17 protein-coding genes and 1 tRNA gene are annotated in these 19,360 nt (G+C 64.5%); 9 read left to right on the forward strand and 9 right to left on the reverse strand.

Features of this window, described 5'->3' with window-relative positions:
* Positions 1 to 220 precede the first annotated feature (220 nt).
* Entirely contained in the window at positions 221 to 646 is a 426-nt protein-coding gene (locus KPL81_RS14160) for a DUF3617 domain-containing protein (protein ID WP_209477550.1), read from the reverse strand.
* A 117-nt stretch (positions 647 to 763) separates the two neighbouring features.
* Positions 764 to 2,671: a putative bifunctional diguanylate cyclase/phosphodiesterase gene (locus tag KPL81_RS14165; protein ID WP_240549292.1), complete on the reverse strand. Its 1,908-nt coding sequence runs from the start codon at positions 2,669 to 2,671 to the stop codon at positions 764 to 766.
* Positions 2,672 to 3,475: 804 nt separating this feature from the next.
* Here KPL81_RS14165 and KPL81_RS14170 point away from each other — a divergent pair.
* Genes KPL81_RS14170 through KPL81_RS14205 form a run of 8 tightly spaced genes read left to right on the forward strand, consistent with a single transcriptional unit; the run spans position 3,476 to position 12,464 of the window.
* Positions 3,476 to 4,189: a GntR family transcriptional regulator gene (locus KPL81_RS14170; protein ID WP_209477549.1), complete on the forward strand. Its 714-nt coding sequence runs from the start codon at positions 3,476 to 3,478 to the stop codon at positions 4,187 to 4,189.
* A gap of 32 nt (positions 4,190 to 4,221) precedes the next feature.
* Positions 4,222 to 5,445 (forward strand): CaiB/BaiF CoA transferase family protein, encoded by a 1,224-nt coding sequence (locus KPL81_RS14175; protein ID WP_209477548.1) that lies wholly within the window; start codon positions 4,222 to 4,224, stop codon positions 5,443 to 5,445.
* A 10-nt stretch (positions 5,446 to 5,455) separates the two neighbouring features.
* Complete coding sequence (locus tag KPL81_RS14180; RefSeq protein WP_219792750.1) at positions 5,456 to 6,745, forward strand: TRAP transporter large permease; 1,290 nt, start codon at positions 5,456 to 5,458, stop codon at positions 6,743 to 6,745.
* 58 nt (positions 6,746 to 6,803) lie between these two features.
* Positions 6,804 to 7,850: a TRAP transporter substrate-binding protein gene (locus KPL81_RS14185; protein WP_219792751.1), complete on the forward strand. Its 1,047-nt coding sequence runs from the start codon at positions 6,804 to 6,806 to the stop codon at positions 7,848 to 7,850.
* Positions 7,851 to 7,861: 11 nt separating this feature from the next.
* On the forward strand, positions 7,862 to 8,380 hold the full coding sequence (locus KPL81_RS14190) for a TRAP transporter small permease subunit (protein ID WP_209477542.1): 519 nt from the start codon (positions 7,862 to 7,864) through the stop codon (positions 8,378 to 8,380).
* Positions 8,373 to 10,334 carry an aconitate hydratase gene (locus tag KPL81_RS14195; protein ID WP_219792752.1) on the forward strand — a complete coding sequence of 654 codons (1,962 nt, stop codon included), beginning with the start codon at positions 8,373 to 8,375 and terminating at the stop codon, positions 10,332 to 10,334. The genes KPL81_RS14190 and KPL81_RS14195 overlap by 8 nt, the downstream gene beginning before the upstream one ends.
* Complete coding sequence (locus KPL81_RS14200; RefSeq protein WP_209477538.1) at positions 10,331 to 11,263, forward strand: hydroxymethylglutaryl-CoA lyase; 933 nt, start codon at positions 10,331 to 10,333, stop codon at positions 11,261 to 11,263. Before KPL81_RS14195 ends, KPL81_RS14200 begins: the two co-directional genes overlap by 4 nt.
* Before the next feature lie 4 nt (positions 11,264 to 11,267).
* On the forward strand, positions 11,268 to 12,464 hold the full coding sequence (locus tag KPL81_RS14205) for an MFS transporter (RefSeq protein WP_209477536.1): 1,197 nt from the start codon (positions 11,268 to 11,270) through the stop codon (positions 12,462 to 12,464).
* 27 nt (positions 12,465 to 12,491) lie between these two features.
* Here KPL81_RS14205 and KPL81_RS14210 read toward each other — a convergent pair whose 3' ends face one another.
* Positions 12,492 to 13,577 carry a hypothetical protein gene (locus tag KPL81_RS14210; protein WP_219792753.1) on the reverse strand — a complete coding sequence of 362 codons (1,086 nt, stop codon included), beginning with the start codon at positions 13,575 to 13,577 and terminating at the stop codon, positions 12,492 to 12,494.
* A gap of 110 nt (positions 13,578 to 13,687) precedes the next feature.
* On the opposite strand from KPL81_RS14210, the gene KPL81_RS14215 reads away from it, so the two are divergent.
* Positions 13,688 to 15,160 (forward strand): ferredoxin reductase family protein, encoded by a 1,473-nt coding sequence (locus KPL81_RS14215; protein ID WP_219792754.1) that lies wholly within the window; start codon positions 13,688 to 13,690, stop codon positions 15,158 to 15,160.
* A gap of 96 nt (positions 15,161 to 15,256) precedes the next feature.
* Here the strand turns inward: KPL81_RS14215 and KPL81_RS14220 are convergent.
* The 6 genes from KPL81_RS14220 to KPL81_RS14245 all read right to left on the reverse strand — a co-directional run bounded on the left by KPL81_RS14220 (position 15,257) and on the right by KPL81_RS14245 (position 19,151).
* Positions 15,257 to 15,344: transfer RNA gene (locus tag KPL81_RS14220), tRNA-Ser, on the reverse strand.
* 105 nt (positions 15,345 to 15,449) lie between these two features.
* Positions 15,450 to 15,953, reverse strand: a complete 504-nt coding sequence (locus KPL81_RS14225) for a YiiD C-terminal domain-containing protein (RefSeq protein WP_219792755.1) — start codon at positions 15,951 to 15,953, stop codon at positions 15,450 to 15,452.
* A 3-nt stretch (positions 15,954 to 15,956) separates the two neighbouring features.
* Positions 15,957 to 16,517, reverse strand: a complete 561-nt coding sequence (locus KPL81_RS14230; RefSeq protein WP_219792756.1) for a nitroreductase family protein — start codon at positions 16,515 to 16,517, stop codon at positions 15,957 to 15,959.
* 71 nt (positions 16,518 to 16,588) lie between these two features.
* Positions 16,589 to 17,422: an NADPH-dependent 7-cyano-7-deazaguanine reductase QueF gene (gene queF / locus KPL81_RS14235; RefSeq protein ID WP_219792757.1), complete on the reverse strand. Its 834-nt coding sequence runs from the start codon at positions 17,420 to 17,422 to the stop codon at positions 16,589 to 16,591.
* Positions 17,419 to 18,192, reverse strand: a complete 774-nt coding sequence (locus tag KPL81_RS14240) for an ABC transporter permease (RefSeq protein ID WP_219792758.1) — start codon at positions 18,190 to 18,192, stop codon at positions 17,419 to 17,421. The genes queF and KPL81_RS14240 overlap by 4 nt, the downstream gene beginning before the upstream one ends.
* Entirely contained in the window at positions 18,189 to 19,151 is a 963-nt protein-coding gene (locus KPL81_RS14245) for an ABC transporter ATP-binding protein (protein ID WP_219792759.1), read from the reverse strand. Before KPL81_RS14245 ends, KPL81_RS14240 begins: the two co-directional genes overlap by 4 nt.
* Between the last annotated feature and the right edge of the window lie 209 nt (positions 19,152 to 19,360).

Below are 19,360 nucleotides of genomic sequence, written 5' to 3' on the forward strand. Positions count from 1 at the left end.
TGGATTCGACATTCCGAGCACATGCCTTCCATGGAAATCACTAGAGCTATAGACAGGTGAATCGGGATGGTCAACGTGACTTGAGTGAACGGCGTCTTGCATTCATGCGCCTCGGCTGGGGCGGAAGCAGTGCAGTAAGGCAGGGGATATCTTTCACGACGGCCTTAACGACAAGGGCCACCCCATGGGTGGCCCTGCTGCCATCGGCTTGGCAACGCCTTCAGCAATCGCCGAGACGCTCGCCCTCGATGGTAGTCTGTAGTTGCATCTGACCCACCGGCGATTCGGTATCGATGTTCACGCTCCCTTCGACACGCTCGCCCAGGAAATCCATGCGTCCATCGATATTGGCCTCGCCCCCCTCGGCACGGCAGATCATCTTGTAGTCGACTCCATCCGCCGAAACGTTGTGTTCGAGCAGCTCACAGCCCTCTTCCACCTCGAGGAACTGGAAGTCGGCGTCGTCAATATCGCCCTGGGCAATGCACTCCTGGTGGCTGTCGGTCTGGTCGGGAATCGGCACGTCGCCCTTGACGGAGGTCGTACTGGTGAACTGCCATTGGCCAGGCACGATATTGGGTGACTCGGCCATCGCCGTAAGCGGCAAGACCAGCGCGGCGGCGGCAAGCAAGGGTCGAAAGAACATGAACATCTCCGTTGTGTAGGTAGGCGTGGCAGCGAAGCTAGCTTCTCCTGCGACTCGGCACGCCCAGCTTACCCCAGCCGAGGTCCGAAGAGGAAAGAACCGTAAGCGCCGCCCACCTCAGGAGGAAAGGCAAGCCTGGTCGGACAGCGTCAGTTCATCCAGAGCCAGCGGACGACCAAACAGATACCCCTGGAAGGCCTCGCAGCCATGTTCCAGCAGCCAGCGGTGCTGTGCCTCCGTCTCGACTCCTTCGGCCGTGACCTCGAGACCAAGACTGTTCGCCAGCGTAATGGTGGTCGTCACAATGGCGGCATCGACCGGATCGTCGAGTACGCCATCGATGAACGACTTGTCGATCTTTAGCTCGTCCAGGGGAAGCCGCTTCAGGTAGTTCAGCGATGAGTAGCCGGTGCCAAAATCATCGAGAGAAAAGCGTATGCCGAGCTTGCTGAGGCGCAGCATGATGTTGCGCACCCGCTCCGGCTCCTCCATCAGCAGGCTCTCGGTGACTTCCAGTACCAGCCGCGCGGGATCGGCTCCCGTTCTCTCGAGGGTATGCTGAACGCGGGCAACGAAGTCGGGCTGGTGGAACTGCACCGAGCTGACGTTGACCGAAATCGTTAACGTCTCCTTGCCGCTCTCCTGCGCCCACACGGCCAGCTGGCAGCAGGCGGTTTCCAACACCCAGTAGCCGATCGGCAGAATCAGCCGGTTTTTCTCGGCCAGCGGAATGAACATCCCGGGTGGTACCAGGCCACGTTGTGGATGCTCCCAGCGAAGCAACGCCTCGACGCCGGTCACCTTGGCGGCGTCATCCACCTGAACCTGGTAGTGCAGGCGCAGCTCGTCGCGAGCCAGTGCCTGGTGCAGGTCGGCCTCCAGATGGACCCGCTCCATTACATCAGCCTGCATGTCGGCATTGAAGAAGCGCAGAGTGTTGCCACCCGCCATCTTGGCCTGCTGCAATGCCATGTCGGCCTGACGCATGGCGCTGTCGACGTTGGCCTGGCCGTTGGCGAACAGGGTGATGCCGATGCTCGCCGAGATCGGCAGCGTCAGCACCTGTTCGTCCTCGGCCTGGGCGCTCGAGATCTGGCCCAGCAACTTCTCGGCCACGCGTTCGGCAGCGTGAGCCGCCTGTTCCACGTCGAGGCCCAGGTCGTGTATCAACAGCACGAACTCATCGGCCCCAAGTCGTGCCAAGGTATCGCTCTCTCGCACGACCTCTTCCAGCTTCTGCGCCACCAGGCGCAGAAAACGATCGCCTCGCTGCAGCCCCTGGGTCTCGTTGATGACCTTGAAGTCATCCAAGTCGATGAAGAGCAGGGCCGCATAACGCTCGCTGCGACGGGTACCCTTGACCACCATCTCCAGGCGGTCGAGCAGCAGGCGCCGGTTGGGCAGCCCGGTCAGCGAGTCGTAGAACGTCAGCCGGTGCTTGCTCTCCTGTATGTCGCGGTATTCGGTCACATCGGTGGAGATGCCGCACAGTGCACGAATAGAGCCGTCGGCCCGACGCAGCGGCAGCTTGATCGAGAGGAAGGTGAAGACGGATTCGTCCCGGCCCTGGACGTACCCCTCTTCCACCACGACTTTCTCGCCCTGCTCCAGAACTCGTTGGTCGTTGAAACGCAGTTCCGCTGCGGTGACAGAATCGAAGAGGTCGCTGTCGGTCTTGCCCAGGACCGACTCCGCCGGCAGGCCCACGATCTCGCTGCCCTTGCGATTGACGTACTGATAGCGAAAATCGCTCGACTTGACGTAGATACAGGCATCGACACTATCGAGAATGGTCGTCAGTTCTTCGTGGCTGGCCTGCAGCCGTTCGATTTCGTTGCGCAACCGGCGACGATATAGCAAGCCCGTCAGCGCCATGAGCGGCACCATGCCCAGCGCAACCATGCCCCAATCGACAGCCGGCATGGCCCCTGTGTCAGCGGAGGCGAACGCCATCGGCGGCAGGCCGGCCCATACCCCGGCGAGCACGAGTCGACGAGCCTTGACCAGCCAGTCTGAATTGGACATCCCGTCACCTGTTGGAAGGATACGCTTATTTATAGCAGAGATTACTAAAGTAGCCCGATGCCCGTTGCCGATACGACTACCTCTACGGCTCATTGCTCTGCTCAAGCGGCGGCGCCCCCTTCGTTCCCATGGCAGCCGACTCTCCATCTTCTCCTGTATGACGATTAAGGAAAAGAAAAGATTTAGCCATAAAATGAAGGCTTTTCTTGTCTTAGAGAATCGCCAAGCCGACCTTTCAGGCCAAAAGGCCAACGACTCGATAGGCAGTGCGCACCACTCAGAAAGGAGAAGCTTCTGGGGAAGAAAAGAAGGCGGCCAAACGAGGAGCCCGGCCTTGCGGCCGGGCCGTACCCTCGCTTCCTTGCTTTCGTACTCGGTCGTCCTGACCGAACCTCCTTGTAGAGTGCGTCGTCCTGACCCGGCATCCCTGCGGAGCATCCTTGCCCTTGATAACAAGCATGGCAGCCGGCCGGCAAAGTACCGTTAACCTGAGATATGGCGGCGTGTAGGAAATTGCCGACAAATCATGTAAGCGAAACGCTTACGCCGAGAGCATGAGCTTGCCTCATACGCAGGTTACCGCTTCCACTGATCCACTCCGTATCGAATCAGAAAACAGACCGAGCCAGCGTCATTTCAGCGGTGCGCCGCGGCGCCTCGTGCTGGCCTTGACCAGCGCGAATCGCCACGTCTCTGCGATAGCACCTCACGGGTAAATTGCATGCAATCTTAGACCAATGTCGAGATGCCACCGCTCAAATACACAACCTATAGTCAATATTGCATGCAATTCACGAGGCAACGATGTCGCTACCCGCTATTGTCAAAGCACCCGCTACGGTACGAACCGCCACGTCCGAAGTGCATAACGTGATCAAGCAGCGGATTCTTGACGGTCACTACCAGGCCAGGGAATACGTGCGCGAGGCGAGTATTGCCCGCGAGCTCGGCGTGAGCCGCACCCCCGTGCGCGAGGCACTGCGCGAACTGGTGTCCGAGGGCTGGCTGGAAGCCATCCCGCACCACGGTGCACGAGTCGTGGCCTGGACGGAGAAGGACGCTCAGGAAGTCTTCGAGCTTCGCCTGGTGCTCGAACCAATGGCAGTGAGACTGGCCAGCGAGCGGATGGACCGAACCCATCTGGCTCATCTCGAAACCCTGGCCAGCCGTATGGAAGCCCTCGTCGAGCGGATCGAACTCGAACCGGAAGTGCGCAACGAAATCGCACTGCTCAATCATGAGTTTCACCGCGAGCTGATCGCGGCAAGCGATAACCAGCGACTGGCAGCCGTGCTGGACAGCGTGGTGCGGACCTCGGTGATCCGGCGCAACTTCGGCAACTACGACCTGGCCAACCTGCGCCGCAGCATGCGCCACCATCGCGAGATCCTCGAAGCCATCACCGCCAACAGCCCCACATGGGCCGAGAATGTGATGCGCTCTCATCTACTGGCCGCTCAGGCCCTGCATGTCCGCTTTCCCGACTTGCCTGACGAGCCGCCGGTAGCTTCCGGCTGACCAGAATCCCAAAAAGAGGCAGTACAACAATAATGACGACATACGACAGCTCAACCCCTTCCCCGCTCCCCCTCAATGACATCAAGGTGCTCGAGCTCGGCCAGTTGATTGCCGGTCCCTACTGTGGCCAGGTGCTCGCCGACTTCGGCGCTCAGGTGATCAAGGTCGAGCCACCCGGCAAGGGCGATGCCATGCGCCAGTGGGGCGAGGAAGACCCTCACAGCGGCGAGCCGCTGTGGTGGAACGTGATCGGCCGCAACAAGCAGTCCGTGACCCTCGACCTGCGCCAACCACGCGGCCAGGCGTTGCTACGCGAGCTGGCCGCACAGGCCGACGTGGTGGTAGAGAACTTTCGTCCTGGCACCATGGAGCGCTGGGGGTTGGGCTACGCCGAGCTTTCCCGCCACCACCCAGGCCTGGTGATGGTGCGCGTTACCGGCTTCGGCCAGGACGGCCCCTATGCCTCGCGCGCCGGCTTCGCCTCGGTGTGCGAGGCCATGGGTGGGCTGCGCTACTTGAGCGGCTACCCGGATCGCCCTCCGGTGCGCGTGGGCATCTCGCTGGGCGATACACTGGCCGGGCTGCATGCCGCCCTGGGCGCCATGATGGCGCTGCATCAGCGCGACCGTACCGGTCGCGGCCAGGTGGTTGACAGCTCGATCTTCGAATCGGTGCTGGCGATGATGGAGAGCCTGATCCCAGAATATGCCCGCGCCGGCAAGGTGCGCGAACGCAGCGGCAGTTTCCTGCCCAAGATCGCCCCGTCCAATGCCTACCCGGCGCGAGACGGACGCGATGTGATTATCGGCGCCAACCAGGACACCGTGTTCCGGCGCCTGTGCGAGGCGATGGGGCAACCGCGCCTGGCCGATCATCCCGATTACGCCACCCATCGCGCGCGCGGCGACAACCAACAGGCCATCGACGACCTGGTCGCCGCCTGGACGCGACAGCACGATGCTCAGCAAGTGGTCGACATCCTGGCCGATGCCGGAGTGCCGGCAGGGCTCGTCTACCGCGCACCCGACATGCTCGACGACCCCCACTTCCAGGCCCGTGAGGCGATCGTTCAGGTCGCCGATCGCAGTGGCCGCCCCCTTCCCATGCAGAACGTCTTCCCTCGCCTATCCGAAACGCCGGGGCGAGTCAGGCATGTGGGGCCGGTGCTGGGCGAGCATACCGAGGCCGTGCTCTCCGACTGGATCGGCCTCACTGCCGAAGCCATCGAGGCCCTGCGCGCCGATGGCGTGATCTGAGGAGGTCGCCATGGATCCCGTCATCGTTCTGATTGTTCTTGTCGCGCTGATCGCCATCGGTTTTCCGATCTTCCTCGCCCTCGGGCTATCCGGCCTGATCGGACTCTACATGGCCCGCGGCTCGCTGGCGTTCTTCTTCGCCCCGTCGTCGCTGTTCGGCCAGCTCAACGCCTTCGAACTGATCGCCCTGCCGCTGTTCATCCTGATGGGCAACTTTCTGGGAGCGACACCGGTCGGTTCGAGCCTGTTCACCGCCGCTGTACGCTGGCTCAACTGGCTGCGTGGCAGCCTGGCGATCTCCTCGGTGGGCGCCTCGGCGATGTTCGGCGCCGTCTCCGGGGTAAGCCTCGCCGGTGTCGCCGCGGTGGGATCCATCGCCGTGCCACAGATGCTCCAGCGCGGCTATAGCCGCTCGCTGGCGGCCGGTGCCGTAGTCAGCGCCGGGGCGCTGGCCATGCTGATACCCCCGAGCGTGCCCTTCATCATCTATGGTGCGGTATCCAGTGTCTCGGTGGCCGACCTTTTCATCGGCGGCATCGTGCCCGGCATCGTGCTGGCGCTGGCCCTGTCGCTATTCATCTATATTCGCGTGCGCCTGAACCCGGCCGAAGCGCCGGCCAGCGACGAGCGCTTCACCTGGAAGCAGCGCTGGGAGAGCCTTGCCAATATCTGGCATGCCGCCCTGCTGGTGATCGCCGTGCTGGGTTCCATCTACTCGGGCCTGGCCACCCCCAGCGAGGCCGCCGGCATCGGTGCGGCCGGCGCCTTCCTGATCGCCACCCTGGTATTTCGCAGCCTCAGTTGGGCCAAGTTCCTCGAGATCCTCGGCACCACCGCCCGCATCAGCGGCGCCATTCTGCTGATCATCGGCTGTGCCAAGATTTTCGGCGACTACCTCAACATGGTGCGAGTACCGCAGCTACTCACCGAGGCGCTCACCGCCACCGGCCTGCCCGCCTGGGCGATTCTGCTGGCGGTCATGCTGCTGCTGATCCTGCTGGGCATGATCGTCGATGCCGTCTCATTGATCGTGGTGACCACGCCCGTGCTGTTGCCGCTGGTCATCGCGCTGGGCTACGACCCGCTGTGGTTCGGCATCGTCATGGTGCTCAACCTGGAGATCGCCGTTGTCACCCCGCCGGTAGGACTCAATCTCTACGCCCTGCGCGGGGTCTGTCCCGAACTCTCGGTGGAAGAGATCATCAAGAGCGCCCTGCCATTCGTCGCCGTGCAGTTCCTCGTGCTGATGCTGTTCGTATTCATGCCCAGCATCAGCCTGTGGTTGCCGGGGCTGATGTAGCCCCGGCGTAGCAACGTCAGTGAAATGAACCGCTACAACAACAAGCAGGAGATTCACCATGACCTTGTCCCGTCGCCAAGTCCTGAAGTACGGCACCTTCGCCACCGCCGGCGCAACCCTGTTCGGCACCCAGAGCCTGTTCGCTCCCCACAGCCGAGCCGCCACCACTCTCACCGGGGTCACCTATCTGCCAGATTCCTACAAGGCATTGACCTACGGCTCCAATCGCTTCGTGGAGATGCTCCAGGAAAACGGCGGCGACGTGCTGTCGGTGGAGTTCTACGATTCCGGCCAGTTGCTCAAGGTGGACGAACAGCTTCCCGCGCTGCGCGCGCGCAGCATCGACTTCATGTTCCACACCTTCTCCTACATCACCCGCTCGATCCCCATTCTCGGCGTGACCGGCCTTCCCGGCGTGGTGGGCGAGCTCTACCGTCACCCGGAACGCCTGCGTCAGGGCAGCCCGCTCATGGAGCTGATCAACGAGGTGTTGGCCGAAGAGAACCTCTACATGCTCACCTCCGGTGGCGGCATTCTCGAGCCCGAGTACCTGTGGAGTACAGAGGCAAGCCCGATCCGCAGGCTCGATGAGGTACGCGGCAAGAAGGTTCGCATCGTCGGCTTCGAGGCCACGCAGGCCTTCGAACCCTACAACGTGGGTGCGACCCGCATCCCCTCCTCGGAAACCTACATGGCACTGCAGCGCGGCACCGTGGATGCGGGCATCTTCAACATCTCGACCGTCATCGGACGCAGCCTCCAGGAGCAGCTCAAGTACTGCTACAAGCTACCGATCACCGGCTTCTCGGTGGCGCCGTTCATGCTGCGTGACACCTGGGACAATCTCGATGACGACGTCCGCGGTGTGCTGCAGCAGGCCGCCGACTGGTACGACGAGAACTTCATCGAACACTGCAACAACGACATCTATCCCAACGAGTACTGGCCGCAGGTGGAAGAGGCAGGCGTCGAGATCATCGAGCCCACGGAGGAAGATATCGAGACCTTCAATGCCGGCGTCCAGGATGTCTGGGACCACTGGAAGGGTGAGGTCGGCGAAGAAGTCGGCAGCCGTGCCATTGCACTGGCCCTGGGCGAGGCATGAGGAGAGCGCCCATGACCGCTTCTGCCACGCGCAGCTGGGACGGCCTGATGGCCGTCCTGCGCTGGACCTCGATGGCGGTGCTGGTGTTCATGATGGTGTCGATCTGCTACGACGCCATCATGCGCTACGCCTTCGCGGCCCCGACCAGCTGGAGCCTGGAGATCAACTCCTTCCTGCTGGTCTACCTGGCCGTGATCGGTGCTGCCGAAGCCCAGCGCCACGACGCGCATATACGCATTACTTTCTTCAAGGACAAGCTGCCGCCACGCAGCCGCGCCGCGATCGACATCGCCACGGGTCTGCTCGGCATGGTGTTCTGCGCCATCATGGTGTGGCGCGGGGGCATCATGGCCCACCAGGCCTTCGAATATGGCGAGCGCGTCTCGAGTTCGCTGGGCACGCCAATGGTCTTTCCCTACGCTCTGCTACCCATCGGCTTTGCCATGCTCGGCCTGCAGTTCCTGATGGATGCCGTGCGCGCCCTGCCCCGACTGCGCCACGATCTCGACCAGGAGGTGCCGCATGGCTGACACCCTGAGTCACAAGCTGATCCGGAGCCACCTGGTGGGTGGCGAGATGGAACCAGGTCAGGAGATTGCCCTGCGCATGGATCAGGCGCTGCTGCAGGACATTCTCGGCACCCTGGTCATGCTCGAGCTCGACGCCATGGGCCTGGAACGAGTTCACACCACGCCCAGCGTGCAATACATCGACCATACCCTGCTGCAGCCGGACAACATCAACGCCGATGCCCACCTGTTCCTGAAGAGCGCCTGCGAACGCCTCGGCGTGTGGTACAGCGGGCCGGGCAACGGCATCAGTCACCCCGTACACATGGAGCGTTTCGGCGTGCCCGGCCAGAGCCTGGTGGGCTGCGACAGCCACACCACTGCCGCCGGCGCCCTGGGCATGCTAGCCATCGGTGCCGGTGGCATCGAGGTGGCCATGGCCATGGCCGGCGAGCCGCTTTACCTGCCGATGCCCGAGGTCATCGGCGTCCGCCTGGAGGGCGAGCTGCCCGAGTGGGTCAGTGCCAAAGATGTGATTCTCGAGCTGCTGCGCCGCCACGGCGTCGCCGGAGCCAGGAACTGCATTCTCGAGTACCACGGCCCCGGCCTGGCCGCCCTGGACGCCATGGATCGCCATGTGCTGGCCAACATGGGGACCGAAATGGGCGCCACTGCCAGCGTCTTTCCCAGCGATGCGGTGACTCGCGATTTCCTGCGTTCGCGCAGCCGCGAGGCCGACTGGCAGCCGCTGGCTGCCGACTCGGGCTGTCGCTATGAGCGCGACGAGCTTATCGACCTCGCGACGCTGGAGCCGCTGATCGCGCTGCCCTCCAGCCCCGACAAGGTGGTCCCTGTCGCCCAGGTCGCGGGAGAGCCGCTGCATCAGGCCTATATCGGCTCCTCCGGCAATCCCGGCTATCGCGATTTCGCGGTGGTGGCCGAGATCGTCAAGGGGCACCGCGTGTCCAGCGAGGTTTCGCTGGACATCAACCCCTCGACTCGACAGGTGCTGTCTGCGCTGATCTCCGAAGGCCACCTCACCGCCCTGGTCGAAGCCGGCGCGCGCCTGCACCAGCCGGGCTGCAACGGCTGTATCGGCATGGGTCAGGCCCCCGCGGCCGGGCGCAACAGCCTGCGCACCGTACCGCGTAACTTCCCCGGTCGCTCCGGCACCCGGGAGGACAGCGTCTTCCTGTGCAGCCCGGAAACCGCAGCGGCCTCTGCCCTGACGGGCACGATCACCGACCCGCGCACCCTTGCCATGCCCTACCCGCGCGTGCGCGAGCCGGCGCGCATGACGCTAAGCGACAACTGGTTCGTGCCGCCGCTGCCTCCCGAGCGCGCACGGCACGTGTCGCTGCTCGCCACCGACAACACGCCGCCGCTACCGGTGCTGAACCCGCCGCCCGAGCGCATCGAGGTTCCCATCCTGCTCAAGACCGGCGACAACGTCTCGACCGACGACATCATGCCCGCCGGCGCACGCGTGCTGCCGCTGTGGAGCAACGTCCATGCTTCGGCCGAGCACACCTTCGAGGCGCTGGCCCCGGATTACGTGGCCCGCGCCAGGGAGCGCGGCGATGCGGGGCACGCCATCATCGGCGGCAGCAACTACGGGCAGGGCTCGAGTCGCGAGAACGCCGCGCTGGTGCCACGACTGCTCGGCCTGCAGGTGGTGATTGCCAAAAGCATTGCGCGGATCCACTGGCAGAACTTGCCCTGCTTCGGGGTGTTGCCGCTGACCTTCGCCGACCCGACGGATTACGACCGGATCGAGCAGGGGCAGACTCTGGTCATCGACGACCTGCCTCGCCAATTGGCCGCCGGAGGGCGCCTCCAGGCCACGCTCGACGGCGCTTCGCTCGAGCTCGTGCATGAGCTGAGCCCGCGCCAGGTGGCCATTCTAACCGCCGGCGGTGTGATCAACTGGCTACGGCAACGCGGTACCTCGTCTACCAAGGAGAGCGTGTCATGACGGCACTCAAGCCACCGCCACACGTGGAAATCGTCGAGGTCGCCCCCCGTGACGGCTTCCAGTCGATTCGCGACCCGCTGCCCACCGTCGACAAGCGGCGCTGCATCGAGGCGCTGCTCGACGCCGGGGTGACGCGCCTGGAGATCGGCTCTTTCGTCAGCCCCAAGGCCATCCCGCAGATGGCGGACACTGGCACACTGGTGGCGGCCTTCGCCGACCGACCTGACGTGCGCCTCTCGGCGCTGGTGCCCAATCTCAAGGGCGCCGAACTGGCGCTAGCCTGCGGCATCCGCGAGGTGGTCTACGTGGTCTCGGTATCGGAGTCGCACAACCACAGCAATGTGCGGCGCAGCCCCGACGAGTCGCTGGAAGACCTGGGCCGGGTCATCGAGTGCCTGCGCCAGAGCGAAGGCACCCGCTTGCGCCTTGACCTGGGCACAAGCTTCGACTGCCCTTTCGAGGGCACCGTTACCTGGCAGCAGGTCGGTCGCGTGCTCGGCAGGGCGCTCGAATTGGTCGGCGATCTGCCGCTGGAGGTGGCCCTGTGCGACACCACCGGCCGCGCCAGCCCCTACCAGGTGGCCGACCACTTCTCCCGCCTGCGTGAGGGTCACGCTCATCCGGGGCTGGCTTGGGCCTTCCATGGCCACGATACCTACGGCATGGGCGTGGCCAATGCGTTGTTCGCCATCCACCATGGTGCCACGGCGGTGGACACCGCCTGTGCAGGCCTGGGCGGCTGCCCCTTCGCCCCCGGCGCCACCGGCAACACCGCCACCGAGGACCTGCTCTACGCCCTGAACGGTGGCGAGGTAGAGACCGGAATTTCACTGCCGAAGCTGCTCGAAGCCGCCGACCGGATCGCCGCGCTACCCGGCGGCCAGACCGCCAGCCACCTGCGTCAGGTTCCCCGCGAGAAGGTTTGCTGACGCCGTGCCGCTGATCGTCCTGCTGGCCACCACCCTGGTGCTGGCCTTCTCCTCGCTGGTGGCGCTTTTTCCTGCCGCCATCGCCCCGGAACTGGCAGCAGCGCTGGGAGTCTCCTCGGCCACGGTGGGCCTGCAGGTCAGCCTGATCTTCGCCGGCGCCATGCTGTCATCGATGATCGGCGGGCCGTTGACCCGACGCCTGGGCCCGTGCCGTACCAGTCAGCTCTCGCTGGGCCTGTTGGGCAGCGCGGCCGCTCTGCTGGCCATTCCGTCGCTGCCGCTCTTCGCGCTGGCCTCCCTGATTGCCGGACTGGGCTACGGCATGACCAACCCTTCCGCCTCGGTGCTGCTGGTGCGCTTCACCCCAGCCGAGCATCGCGGGCTGATCTTCTCGCTCAAGCAGGCCGGCGTGCCACTCGGCGGGGTGTTGGCCGGCGCCAGCGCCCCGGCACTTGCCCTGACGGCGGGCTGGCAGGCCGGCCTGCTCACGCTCACGGGGTTGGCAGCGGGGGGGATTCTCGCCCTCCAGCGCACACGGCAAGAGTGGGACGACCAGCGAGAACCGCGGACCCAACTGCTCGTCACCCCCTTTGCCGGTCTGCTGCTGGTATGGCGGCAGCGCGCGCTGCGCCATGTCGCCCTGCTCAGCCTGTGCTTCTCGGCCATCCAGCTGTCGGTCTCGGCCTTTACCGTGGCCCTGTTGGTCGAGGATCTCGCCTTCGGCCTGGTGCAAGCCGGCCTGGTGATGTCTGCGGTGCAGATCAGCGGTGTGGCGGGGCGCATCGGCTGGGGCTGGGTCGGCGATCGCCTGGGCGACCGCCTGAACACACTCGCCATCATTGCCTGCACGACCGCCGCAGGCGCCTTGCTCGTGGCGGTGATGACGCCGGCCTGGCCACAGTGGCTGGTGGCCGCGCTACTGTGTCTGCTGAGTCTCTCTTCATTGGGCTGGAACGGTGTCTTCATGGCCGAGATCACCCACCTGGCCCCACCCGAGCGCATCGCCGACGCGGCCGGTGGCTGCCTGGTGTTCACCTACAGCGGTGTCCTGCTGGGGCTGCCACTGGTCACCCTGCTGCACGGCCTGGTTGGACGCTACACCCCGCTGTTCGCCCTGCTGGGAGGAATCTCGCTGCTCGGACTGTGGCTGATTCGCCAGGCTCGCCGGGCGCTGATCTTGCGTACCGCGGATGCTGCCTAGCGCCATGTCGAGAGGCAACCAGGTCAGTCACTGCCGCCGTTGCGCCGGCACTTCCACCTCGATGCGCTCCGCCAGGCTGGCGAGACTGTCGTGAAGCAGTTGCAGTACATAGCCGGAATTGTGCACGTAGGCACCGGGATCCTTCTTTGAGAACTGGAAGTTGTAGGCCGCCTTCAGCAGCCGCGGCGTCCAGCTCTGGTAGCGGTTGGGGAAAACGGCTTCGTCGGCGCTGATGTCACCGTCGCCGTCGGTGTCGAGGAAGAAGTAGGGGAAGGTTGCCGCAGCGTAGCCGATCGGTTCTCCCGAAACCTCCGCGGCGTAGCGAAAGATCGCCTCGCCGAGGCGGGTGCGGAGGGTCTCGATCTCACCGTGAATGCCTTCGGCGGTGTCGCCATCGCCGTCGAAGTCGCCGTGGCGGGTGCGGATCGCGGTGATCTCATCGACACCGCGGTGACAGGTCAGGCACGGCTCGGTCGCGACCTCGGTCGTGTGTGGATCGTGGCACGAGGTGCAGGTGCTCGCGCTGGGCACATGATGGAAGCGGCCGACATAATCGCGCCCGGCATACTGGAATCCACCGCGGACGTGCGCGCCGTGCATCGTCGCCGCCGCGACGGCGTAATGAACGTTGATGAAACCGAGCTCGGAAACGACCGCGTCCTCGTCGAGACCCTCGATCCGTTCGGCAACCGTGTCAGTGGACGCACGGCCCTGATGGCAGACCGAGCAGACCGCCGACTCGCCCAACGCCGCGACGCTGACGCCCGACGGAAACGCCACCTCATCGAGCTCATGCGCGGCGGAGGTATGACAGGAGGCACAGCCGATCGGCACATTGATCGCTGCGGGGGCATCGACGACGCCTGCCGTACTGCCGTCGGCACCCAGGTAGTCGATGAAACCCGCTTCGGAGTGACAGGTCGCACAAGTCGTCGGCACTTCACCCTCGGCGTTCCAGTGCGTAAATGCAGGCGAACGATAGTCGCCGTGCGGCGCCGCGAGCCACGCCTCAACGATTGAGGAGATGGCTGCATCCTCCTTCTGTGCCAAGGCAGTAGATGCCAGGGCAAGCGTCGCAACGACCGCGATGCGATGGATAGCTGGTCTGAACACAGGCCACCTCCTGCTGCCCCGCGACCTGTTGCCACGGGCGCCCGATGCCCGTGTAGTGCGGGTTTGGTCTATCTTCGATCATAGACGAGGGGCTTACATTCGGAAACACGATGACAAACCCCATAAACAGCGCCTTCCATGAAGCCGGCCGTCATGCGATTCGCCTGCCTGGGCCCGCGTTTGCCGCCTTCTACCTCGGCATCGTCTTGCTGCCGCTCGCGGTGGCGCTGTTCAGCCGCGCCGCGCCGGCCGATCCATGGGAGCGCACGGCTGCGGCTCTCGGCATGATTGCCGTCGTCGCTATGGCGGTGCAGTTCGTGACCTCGGGTCGCTTCAATCGCGTCTCGTGCCATCTCGGCATCGACAGGATCATGGCGTTCCATAAGATCGCAGCGTGGTGGGTACTGGTCGCCGTGGTACTGCATCCGCTGTTCTATGTACTGCCCACCTGGCTCGAGGCGCCTGCGCTAGGGTACGAGCGGCTCGAGGCCTACCTGACCTCGCCGCACTACCGCAGTGGCGTCGTGGCCTGGGCCGCCTTCGCCCTGCTGCTCGTCACCTCGCTGCTGCGCGAGCGGCTGCCATGGCGCTACGAGCTCTGGCGGGCCACTCATCTGCCGCTCGGCGTCCTGGCGGTGGCAGGCAGCCTGCACCACGCACTCACGGCGGGTCGGTTCACGGTTGCATCGCCGCTGCCGCCCCTCTGGTTCGCAACGGGCGCCGCTGTCGCGGTGGTCGTCGGTGTGCTCTATGGCTGGCGTTGGCTCAAGCTGCACCGGCGGCCATGGCGACTCACCGGCGTCTCGCGCGTCGCCGACCGGATGTGGGAGTTGCATGTCGAGCCCGCCCCTGGGACGCCACCCCTGGACTATCGTGCCGGCCAGTTCGTCTGGCTGACCGTCGGGCGGCAACGGTTTCCTCTCTTCGACCACCCCTTCTCGCTTTCCGACAGCCCACACGATCCCGGCGCCAGGCTGATCATCAAGGAGGTGGGCGACTTCACCAGCAGAGTGGGCGAACTCGAGCCCGGCACGCCGCTCGGACTCGACGGGCCCTACGGCGAGTTCGTGCTGGAGGGCAGCGATGCCGAGGCCGTGATACTGATCGCGGGCGGCGTCGGCATCGCACCGATCATGGGCCTGCTACGCGACATGCTAGCGCGGGGCGAGCGGCGTCCCGTGCGGCTCGCCTACGCCGTGGGTGCCCCGGCTAACTTCGCCTGCCTCGACGAGATCAAGGCGGTCCGCATGCACCTCGACCTTTGCGTGCTCCTGCTTTCTGAAGCCCCCGCCCCGGGCTACCGCGGCGAGGTCGGCCGGCTCGATCGGCAACGGCTGTCCACGCTTCTCGAAGGGTTCGACCCGACACGCTCTGTCGTGCTCATGTGCGGACCCGGCGGAATGGTCACGGCGGTCTCGGACGCGCTTCTCGACGTGGGCATGCCGATGGACCGCATTATCTACGAGCGCTTCGACTATGCCGCCGGTTCGTCGCGCCAGGATCGGCGACGCGCCCGCCGCCTTGCCGCTATCGGCGTCGGTCTGGCGCTGGGGGTGGCAATGTTCGCGCTGGCCAGCATTTGAGCGGTGCAAATGCTGGCCAGGCGATTATGCTCTGACAGCTTCCGCACAGCAGGCACAAAAAAACCGGCTCATTGAGCCGGTTTTTTGGGAATCTCGTGGCGGAGGGGGAGGGATTCGAACCCTCGAAGCCTTTCGACTTACACACTTTCCAGGCGTGCTCCTTCGACCACTCGGACACCCCTCCACATTATGGTCCTCACGCCTTTTGGCTGCGCCTTGTGCGTCAGAACGGCGCAAAGTCTAACGGCTTAAGTACGCGTTTGCAAGCCGGTTTTCGGCTTTCGGGCCGTCAGCTAGCAGGCAGCACGGCGTAGTCGCCGTGGGCTTCGAGGCACAGAGTGTCGCCGCACCAAAGCTGCTGAACGAGAGCGATACGACCGCGCCCACGGCTCGCCAGGCGTTCCGCCAGCGTCTCGGGCCCCTGCCCGCTTTCAGGCTCGCAGGTCAGGCGGTAGTCACCGGTCACCGGCGCCAGGAAACGCTGGTGGGCCTCGGCCACCACGACGTCGCGGGCGTGGCCGCGCTGGCGCAACCACAACGTGGTCCAGCACCAGCCCAGCAGGGTGGTCTGGGCGGTGAGCGCGCCGCCGAAGCCGGTGCCCTTGTCGTTGAGGTTGGGCACGAGCGCTAGCTCCCACACCAGGCGCTCCCCTTCCCGGCGCATCTCGCGGATGCCGAGGTGTTCGACCATGGGAATGGCGTCACCGAGCCAGGCGAGGAATAGCTGCGGATCGTCTCGCTCACCGAATTCGGGCAGCGGCAAACGCGGATGGGGAACGCCGATTTTTCGCATGGGTCAGGTCCAGCGTTCGACGAAGTCGCTGATACGGTGCTCGGCGATGGGCTTGTGGCGACCGCCCAGCTGACCCAGGTAGACGAAGGCGATCAGCTCGTCTTCCTCTTCCAGGCCGAGCCCCTTGCGCACGGTGGGATCGAACGCATACTTGCCACTGCGCCACATGGCACCGAGACCTTGAGCGTGAGCGGCCAGCAGAATGCCGTGCGCGGCGCAGCCAGCGGAGATCACCTGCTCGATCTTCGGTACTTTTTCAACGTCGGGCGTGACCTTGGCTATCACAGCGATGATCATCGGCGCGCGCAGCGGCTTCTTGCGTGCGGCGTCAAGGGCGGCGTCCTCGATGCTGGGATCCTCGCGGTATTCCGCTTCGGCGAAGAGTTCACCCAGCCGCTCGAGGCCCTCACCGGAAAACTCGATGAAGCGCCAGGGCCGCAGCTCCTTGTGGTCCGGCGCGCGCAGCGCGGCGCGATAAATCGCCTCCATCTGCTCGGGGCTCGGCGCCGGGCCGGTCAACTTGCCCATTGAGCTGCGCTGGTGCAACAGGGTGAGTGCGTCCATACGATTCCCTTGTCAGCCGAAGTAGTATTGACCGAACTTTACCAGTTGGGATTTTGACTGTCGTGCCGAGCTTATTGCCGCGCCAGTCGCAGGGGCTCCGGCGGGCGCTCTCCCGGCGTGGCGCGCCAGGGGCTGATATCGAGCCCGCCGCGGCGCACGTAGCGCGCCAGCACCAGCAGCCGCTCAGGCTTCGCGCGGGCCATCAGGTCCGTGAAGATGTGCTCGACGCAGTGTTCATGGAAATCCTGATGCTGGCGATAGCCGATCAGGTAGCGCAGCAGGCCCTCGCGGTAGAGCTTGGGACCACGGTAGCGAATCAGCACGCTGCCCCAGTCAGGCTGGCCGGTGACCGGGCAGTTCGACTTGAGCAGGTGCGAGTAGAGCGTCTCCTCGACGATCTCCTCGCCTACCCGCAGGTGCTCGGCGCTGGGCGTGTAGTCCTCGACCTCGATATCGAGCTGGTCCAAACATTCGCCTGGCAGCCGACATGCCGCCAGCACCGCGTCATCGACGTCGTACAGCTCGACGGCCACCGAGGCGCCGGCCGCTTTCGCCAGATCGCGCTCGAGGGTCTCGATCACCTGCTCGCGGCTGTCGAAGCGGGTCTGGTTGAAGCCGTTGAGATAGAGCTTCCAAGACTTCGACTCGATCAGGTTGGGCGACTCGGCCGGCAGACGGAAGCGCGCCACGGCGACCAGAGGCTTGCCGCGACCATTGAGCCAGCTCACCTCGAAAGCATGCCACTCGTCCTCCCCAACGAAGGGCAAGCTGCCCTCCTCGATGCCCAGCGGCACGCGATTGGCGGCGCGGGGAATGGGATAGAGCAGCCCGGCATCGTAGTGCTCGGGGTAGGCGGACTCGCGCCCCAGCGGGGCGTGCTCGAGCGTATCGGGGCGATGTGTCATGAACGTATTCCCTTGCCGCGCTCGAGCATCCACAGGGCGACGGTGAAGAGCACGATGATGAAGGCAACGATGGCGGCCAACGCCCAGCCCACCGGGATATCGGAGACACCGAGGAAACCGTGGCGAAAGACGTTGACCATGTACAGGATCGGGTTGAGCAGCGAGGCATTCTGCCAGAAGGTCGGCAGCAACGAAATCGAGTAGAACACCCCGCCCAGGTAGGTCAGCGGCGTGAGCACGAAGGTCGGCACGATGGAGACGTCGTCGAACTTGTTGGCCAGCAGCGCGTTGATGAAGCCACCGATGGAGAACAGCGCCGCGGTGAGCACTACCACGCCGATGGTCAGTAGCGGGTGCGCCACGCTGATGCGGGTGAAGAACAGCGATACCAGCGTCACGATCAGGCCCACACCGAGACCGCGCGCCATGCCGCCCAGCACGAAGCCGGAGAGGATCACCCAATTGGGCATCGGCGACACCATCATCTCCTCCACGCTGCGCTGAAACTTGTTGGAGAAGAAGCTCGACGCCACGTTGGAGTAGCTGTTGGTGATAACCGCCATCATGATCAGCCCGGGGACGATGAAGTCCATGTAGCTGAAACCGTCCATCTGGCCGATGCGCGAACCGATCAGGCTGCCGAAGATGATGAAGTACATCGCCATGGTGATCGATGGCGGCAGCAGGGTCTGCGGCCAGATCCGCGTAAAGCGCTTGATCTCCTTGACGACCAGCGTCCAGAGGGCGATGGCGACCTGAGTGGCGCTCATTTGCCTACCTCCGCCTGCTCGACCTTGGGACGTTCGTTGTTGCCCTGCTCCACCATGGACACGAACATCTCCTCCAGGCGGTTGGCGCGGTTGCGCATGGAGACGACCTCGATGCCCTGCTCACCCAACGCAGTGAACACGTCGTTGAGGCGCTGCCCGCGGTGCACCACCACGGCAAGCTGAGCTTCTTCGACCTTGTGCACCTCGAAGCCCTCGACGTGCGGGGCCTGATCCACGGGGTGCGCCAGGTCGAGCAGGAAGGTCTCGGTATCCAGCTCGGCGAGCAGGCCACGTACGCTGGTGTTCCGCACGATCTCGCCGTGGTTGATGATCGCCACGTTGCGACAGAGGCTCTCGGCCTCCTCGAGATAGTGGGTGGTGAGGATGATGGTGGTGCCCTCCTCGCGGTTGATACGGCGCATGTACTCCCACATGCTGCGGCGCAGTTCGATGTCGACGCCGGCGGTGGGTTCGTCGAGGATCAGCAGCCTGGGCCGGTGCATCAGTGCCCGGGCGATCATCAGTCGCCGCTTCATGCCGCCGGAAAGCATGCGCGCACTGCCGTTGCGCTTGTCCCACAGGCCGAGATCCTTGAGCAACTGCTCGGCACGCGGCAGCGCCTCACGGCGCGGCATGCCGTAGTAGCCCGCCTGGGCCAGCACGATGTCCAGCACCTTCTCGAACTGATTGAAGTTAAACTCCTGGGGCACTACGCCCAGGTGGTATTTGGCGCGGGCGAAGTCGCGGTCGATATCGATGCCGAAGATCGAGACCTGGCCGGCGGTCTTCTGCACCAACGAGCAGACTACCCCCAGGGTGGTGGACTTGCCGGCCCCGTTGGGGCCCAGCAAAGCGAAGAAATCGCCCTGCTCGACGTCGAGATCGATGCCCTTCAGGGCGTGAAAGCCGTTGCCGTAGACCTTGGTCAGGCCACGGATCGACAGCGCCGGTTCGGCCATGAGCCTTCCTTGCGTTGGGATGAGAAGACGAGCTCAAGAAATTAGGGCGCGAAGGGATTTTTCAAGTCGCGGCCGGTAAAAACGCAGCGTACCCCGCCCATGGGCAAGGTCATCGAAGTTTAATAGAGGGGGCCGAGCCTTGGCATTAATTGGCTGGGCAAGATTGGAGCGGGAAAGGAGATTCGACGGTCCGGCGCTCCGGCTCCCGG

Origin of the sequence: Billgrantia antri, assembly GCF_019430905.1 — a bacterium.
GTDB lineage: Bacteria > Pseudomonadota > Gammaproteobacteria > Pseudomonadales > Halomonadaceae > Halomonas > Halomonas antri.

Coding starts and splice junctions, on each gene's coding strand:
- KPL81_RS14240 (WP_219792758.1), bottom strand. CDS start 18,192: ATGAGCGCCACTCAGGTCGCCATCGCCCTCTGGACGCTGGTCGTCAAG.
- KPL81_RS14190 (WP_209477542.1), top strand. CDS start 7,862: ATGACCGCTTCTGCCACGCGCAGCTGGGACGGCCTGATGGCCGTCCTG.
- KPL81_RS14200 (WP_209477538.1), top strand. CDS start 10,331: ATGACGGCACTCAAGCCACCGCCACACGTGGAAATCGTCGAGGTCGCC.
- KPL81_RS14230 (WP_219792756.1), bottom strand. CDS start 16,517: ATGGACGCACTCACCCTGTTGCACCAGCGCAGCTCAATGGGCAAGTTG.
- KPL81_RS14175 (WP_209477548.1), top strand. CDS start 4,222: ATGACGACATACGACAGCTCAACCCCTTCCCCGCTCCCCCTCAATGAC.
- KPL81_RS14165 (WP_240549292.1), bottom strand. CDS start 2,671: ATGTCCAATTCAGACTGGCTGGTCAAGGCTCGTCGACTCGTGCTCGCC.
- KPL81_RS14160 (WP_209477550.1), bottom strand. CDS start 646: ATGTTCTTTCGACCCTTGCTTGCCGCCGCCGCGCTGGTCTTGCCGCTT.
- KPL81_RS14170 (WP_209477549.1), top strand. CDS start 3,476: ATGTCGCTACCCGCTATTGTCAAAGCACCCGCTACGGTACGAACCGCC.
- queF (WP_219792757.1), bottom strand. CDS start 17,422: ATGACACATCGCCCCGATACGCTCGAGCACGCCCCGCTGGGGCGCGAG.
- KPL81_RS14195 (WP_219792752.1), top strand. CDS start 8,373: ATGGCTGACACCCTGAGTCACAAGCTGATCCGGAGCCACCTGGTGGGT.
- KPL81_RS14245 (WP_219792759.1), bottom strand. CDS start 19,151: ATGGCCGAACCGGCGCTGTCGATCCGTGGCCTGACCAAGGTCTACGGC.
- KPL81_RS14185 (WP_219792751.1), top strand. CDS start 6,804: ATGACCTTGTCCCGTCGCCAAGTCCTGAAGTACGGCACCTTCGCCACC.
- KPL81_RS14180 (WP_219792750.1), top strand. CDS start 5,456: ATGGATCCCGTCATCGTTCTGATTGTTCTTGTCGCGCTGATCGCCATC.
- KPL81_RS14225 (WP_219792755.1), bottom strand. CDS start 15,953: ATGCGAAAAATCGGCGTTCCCCATCCGCGTTTGCCGCTGCCCGAATTC.
- KPL81_RS14215 (WP_219792754.1), top strand. CDS start 13,688: ATGACAAACCCCATAAACAGCGCCTTCCATGAAGCCGGCCGTCATGCG.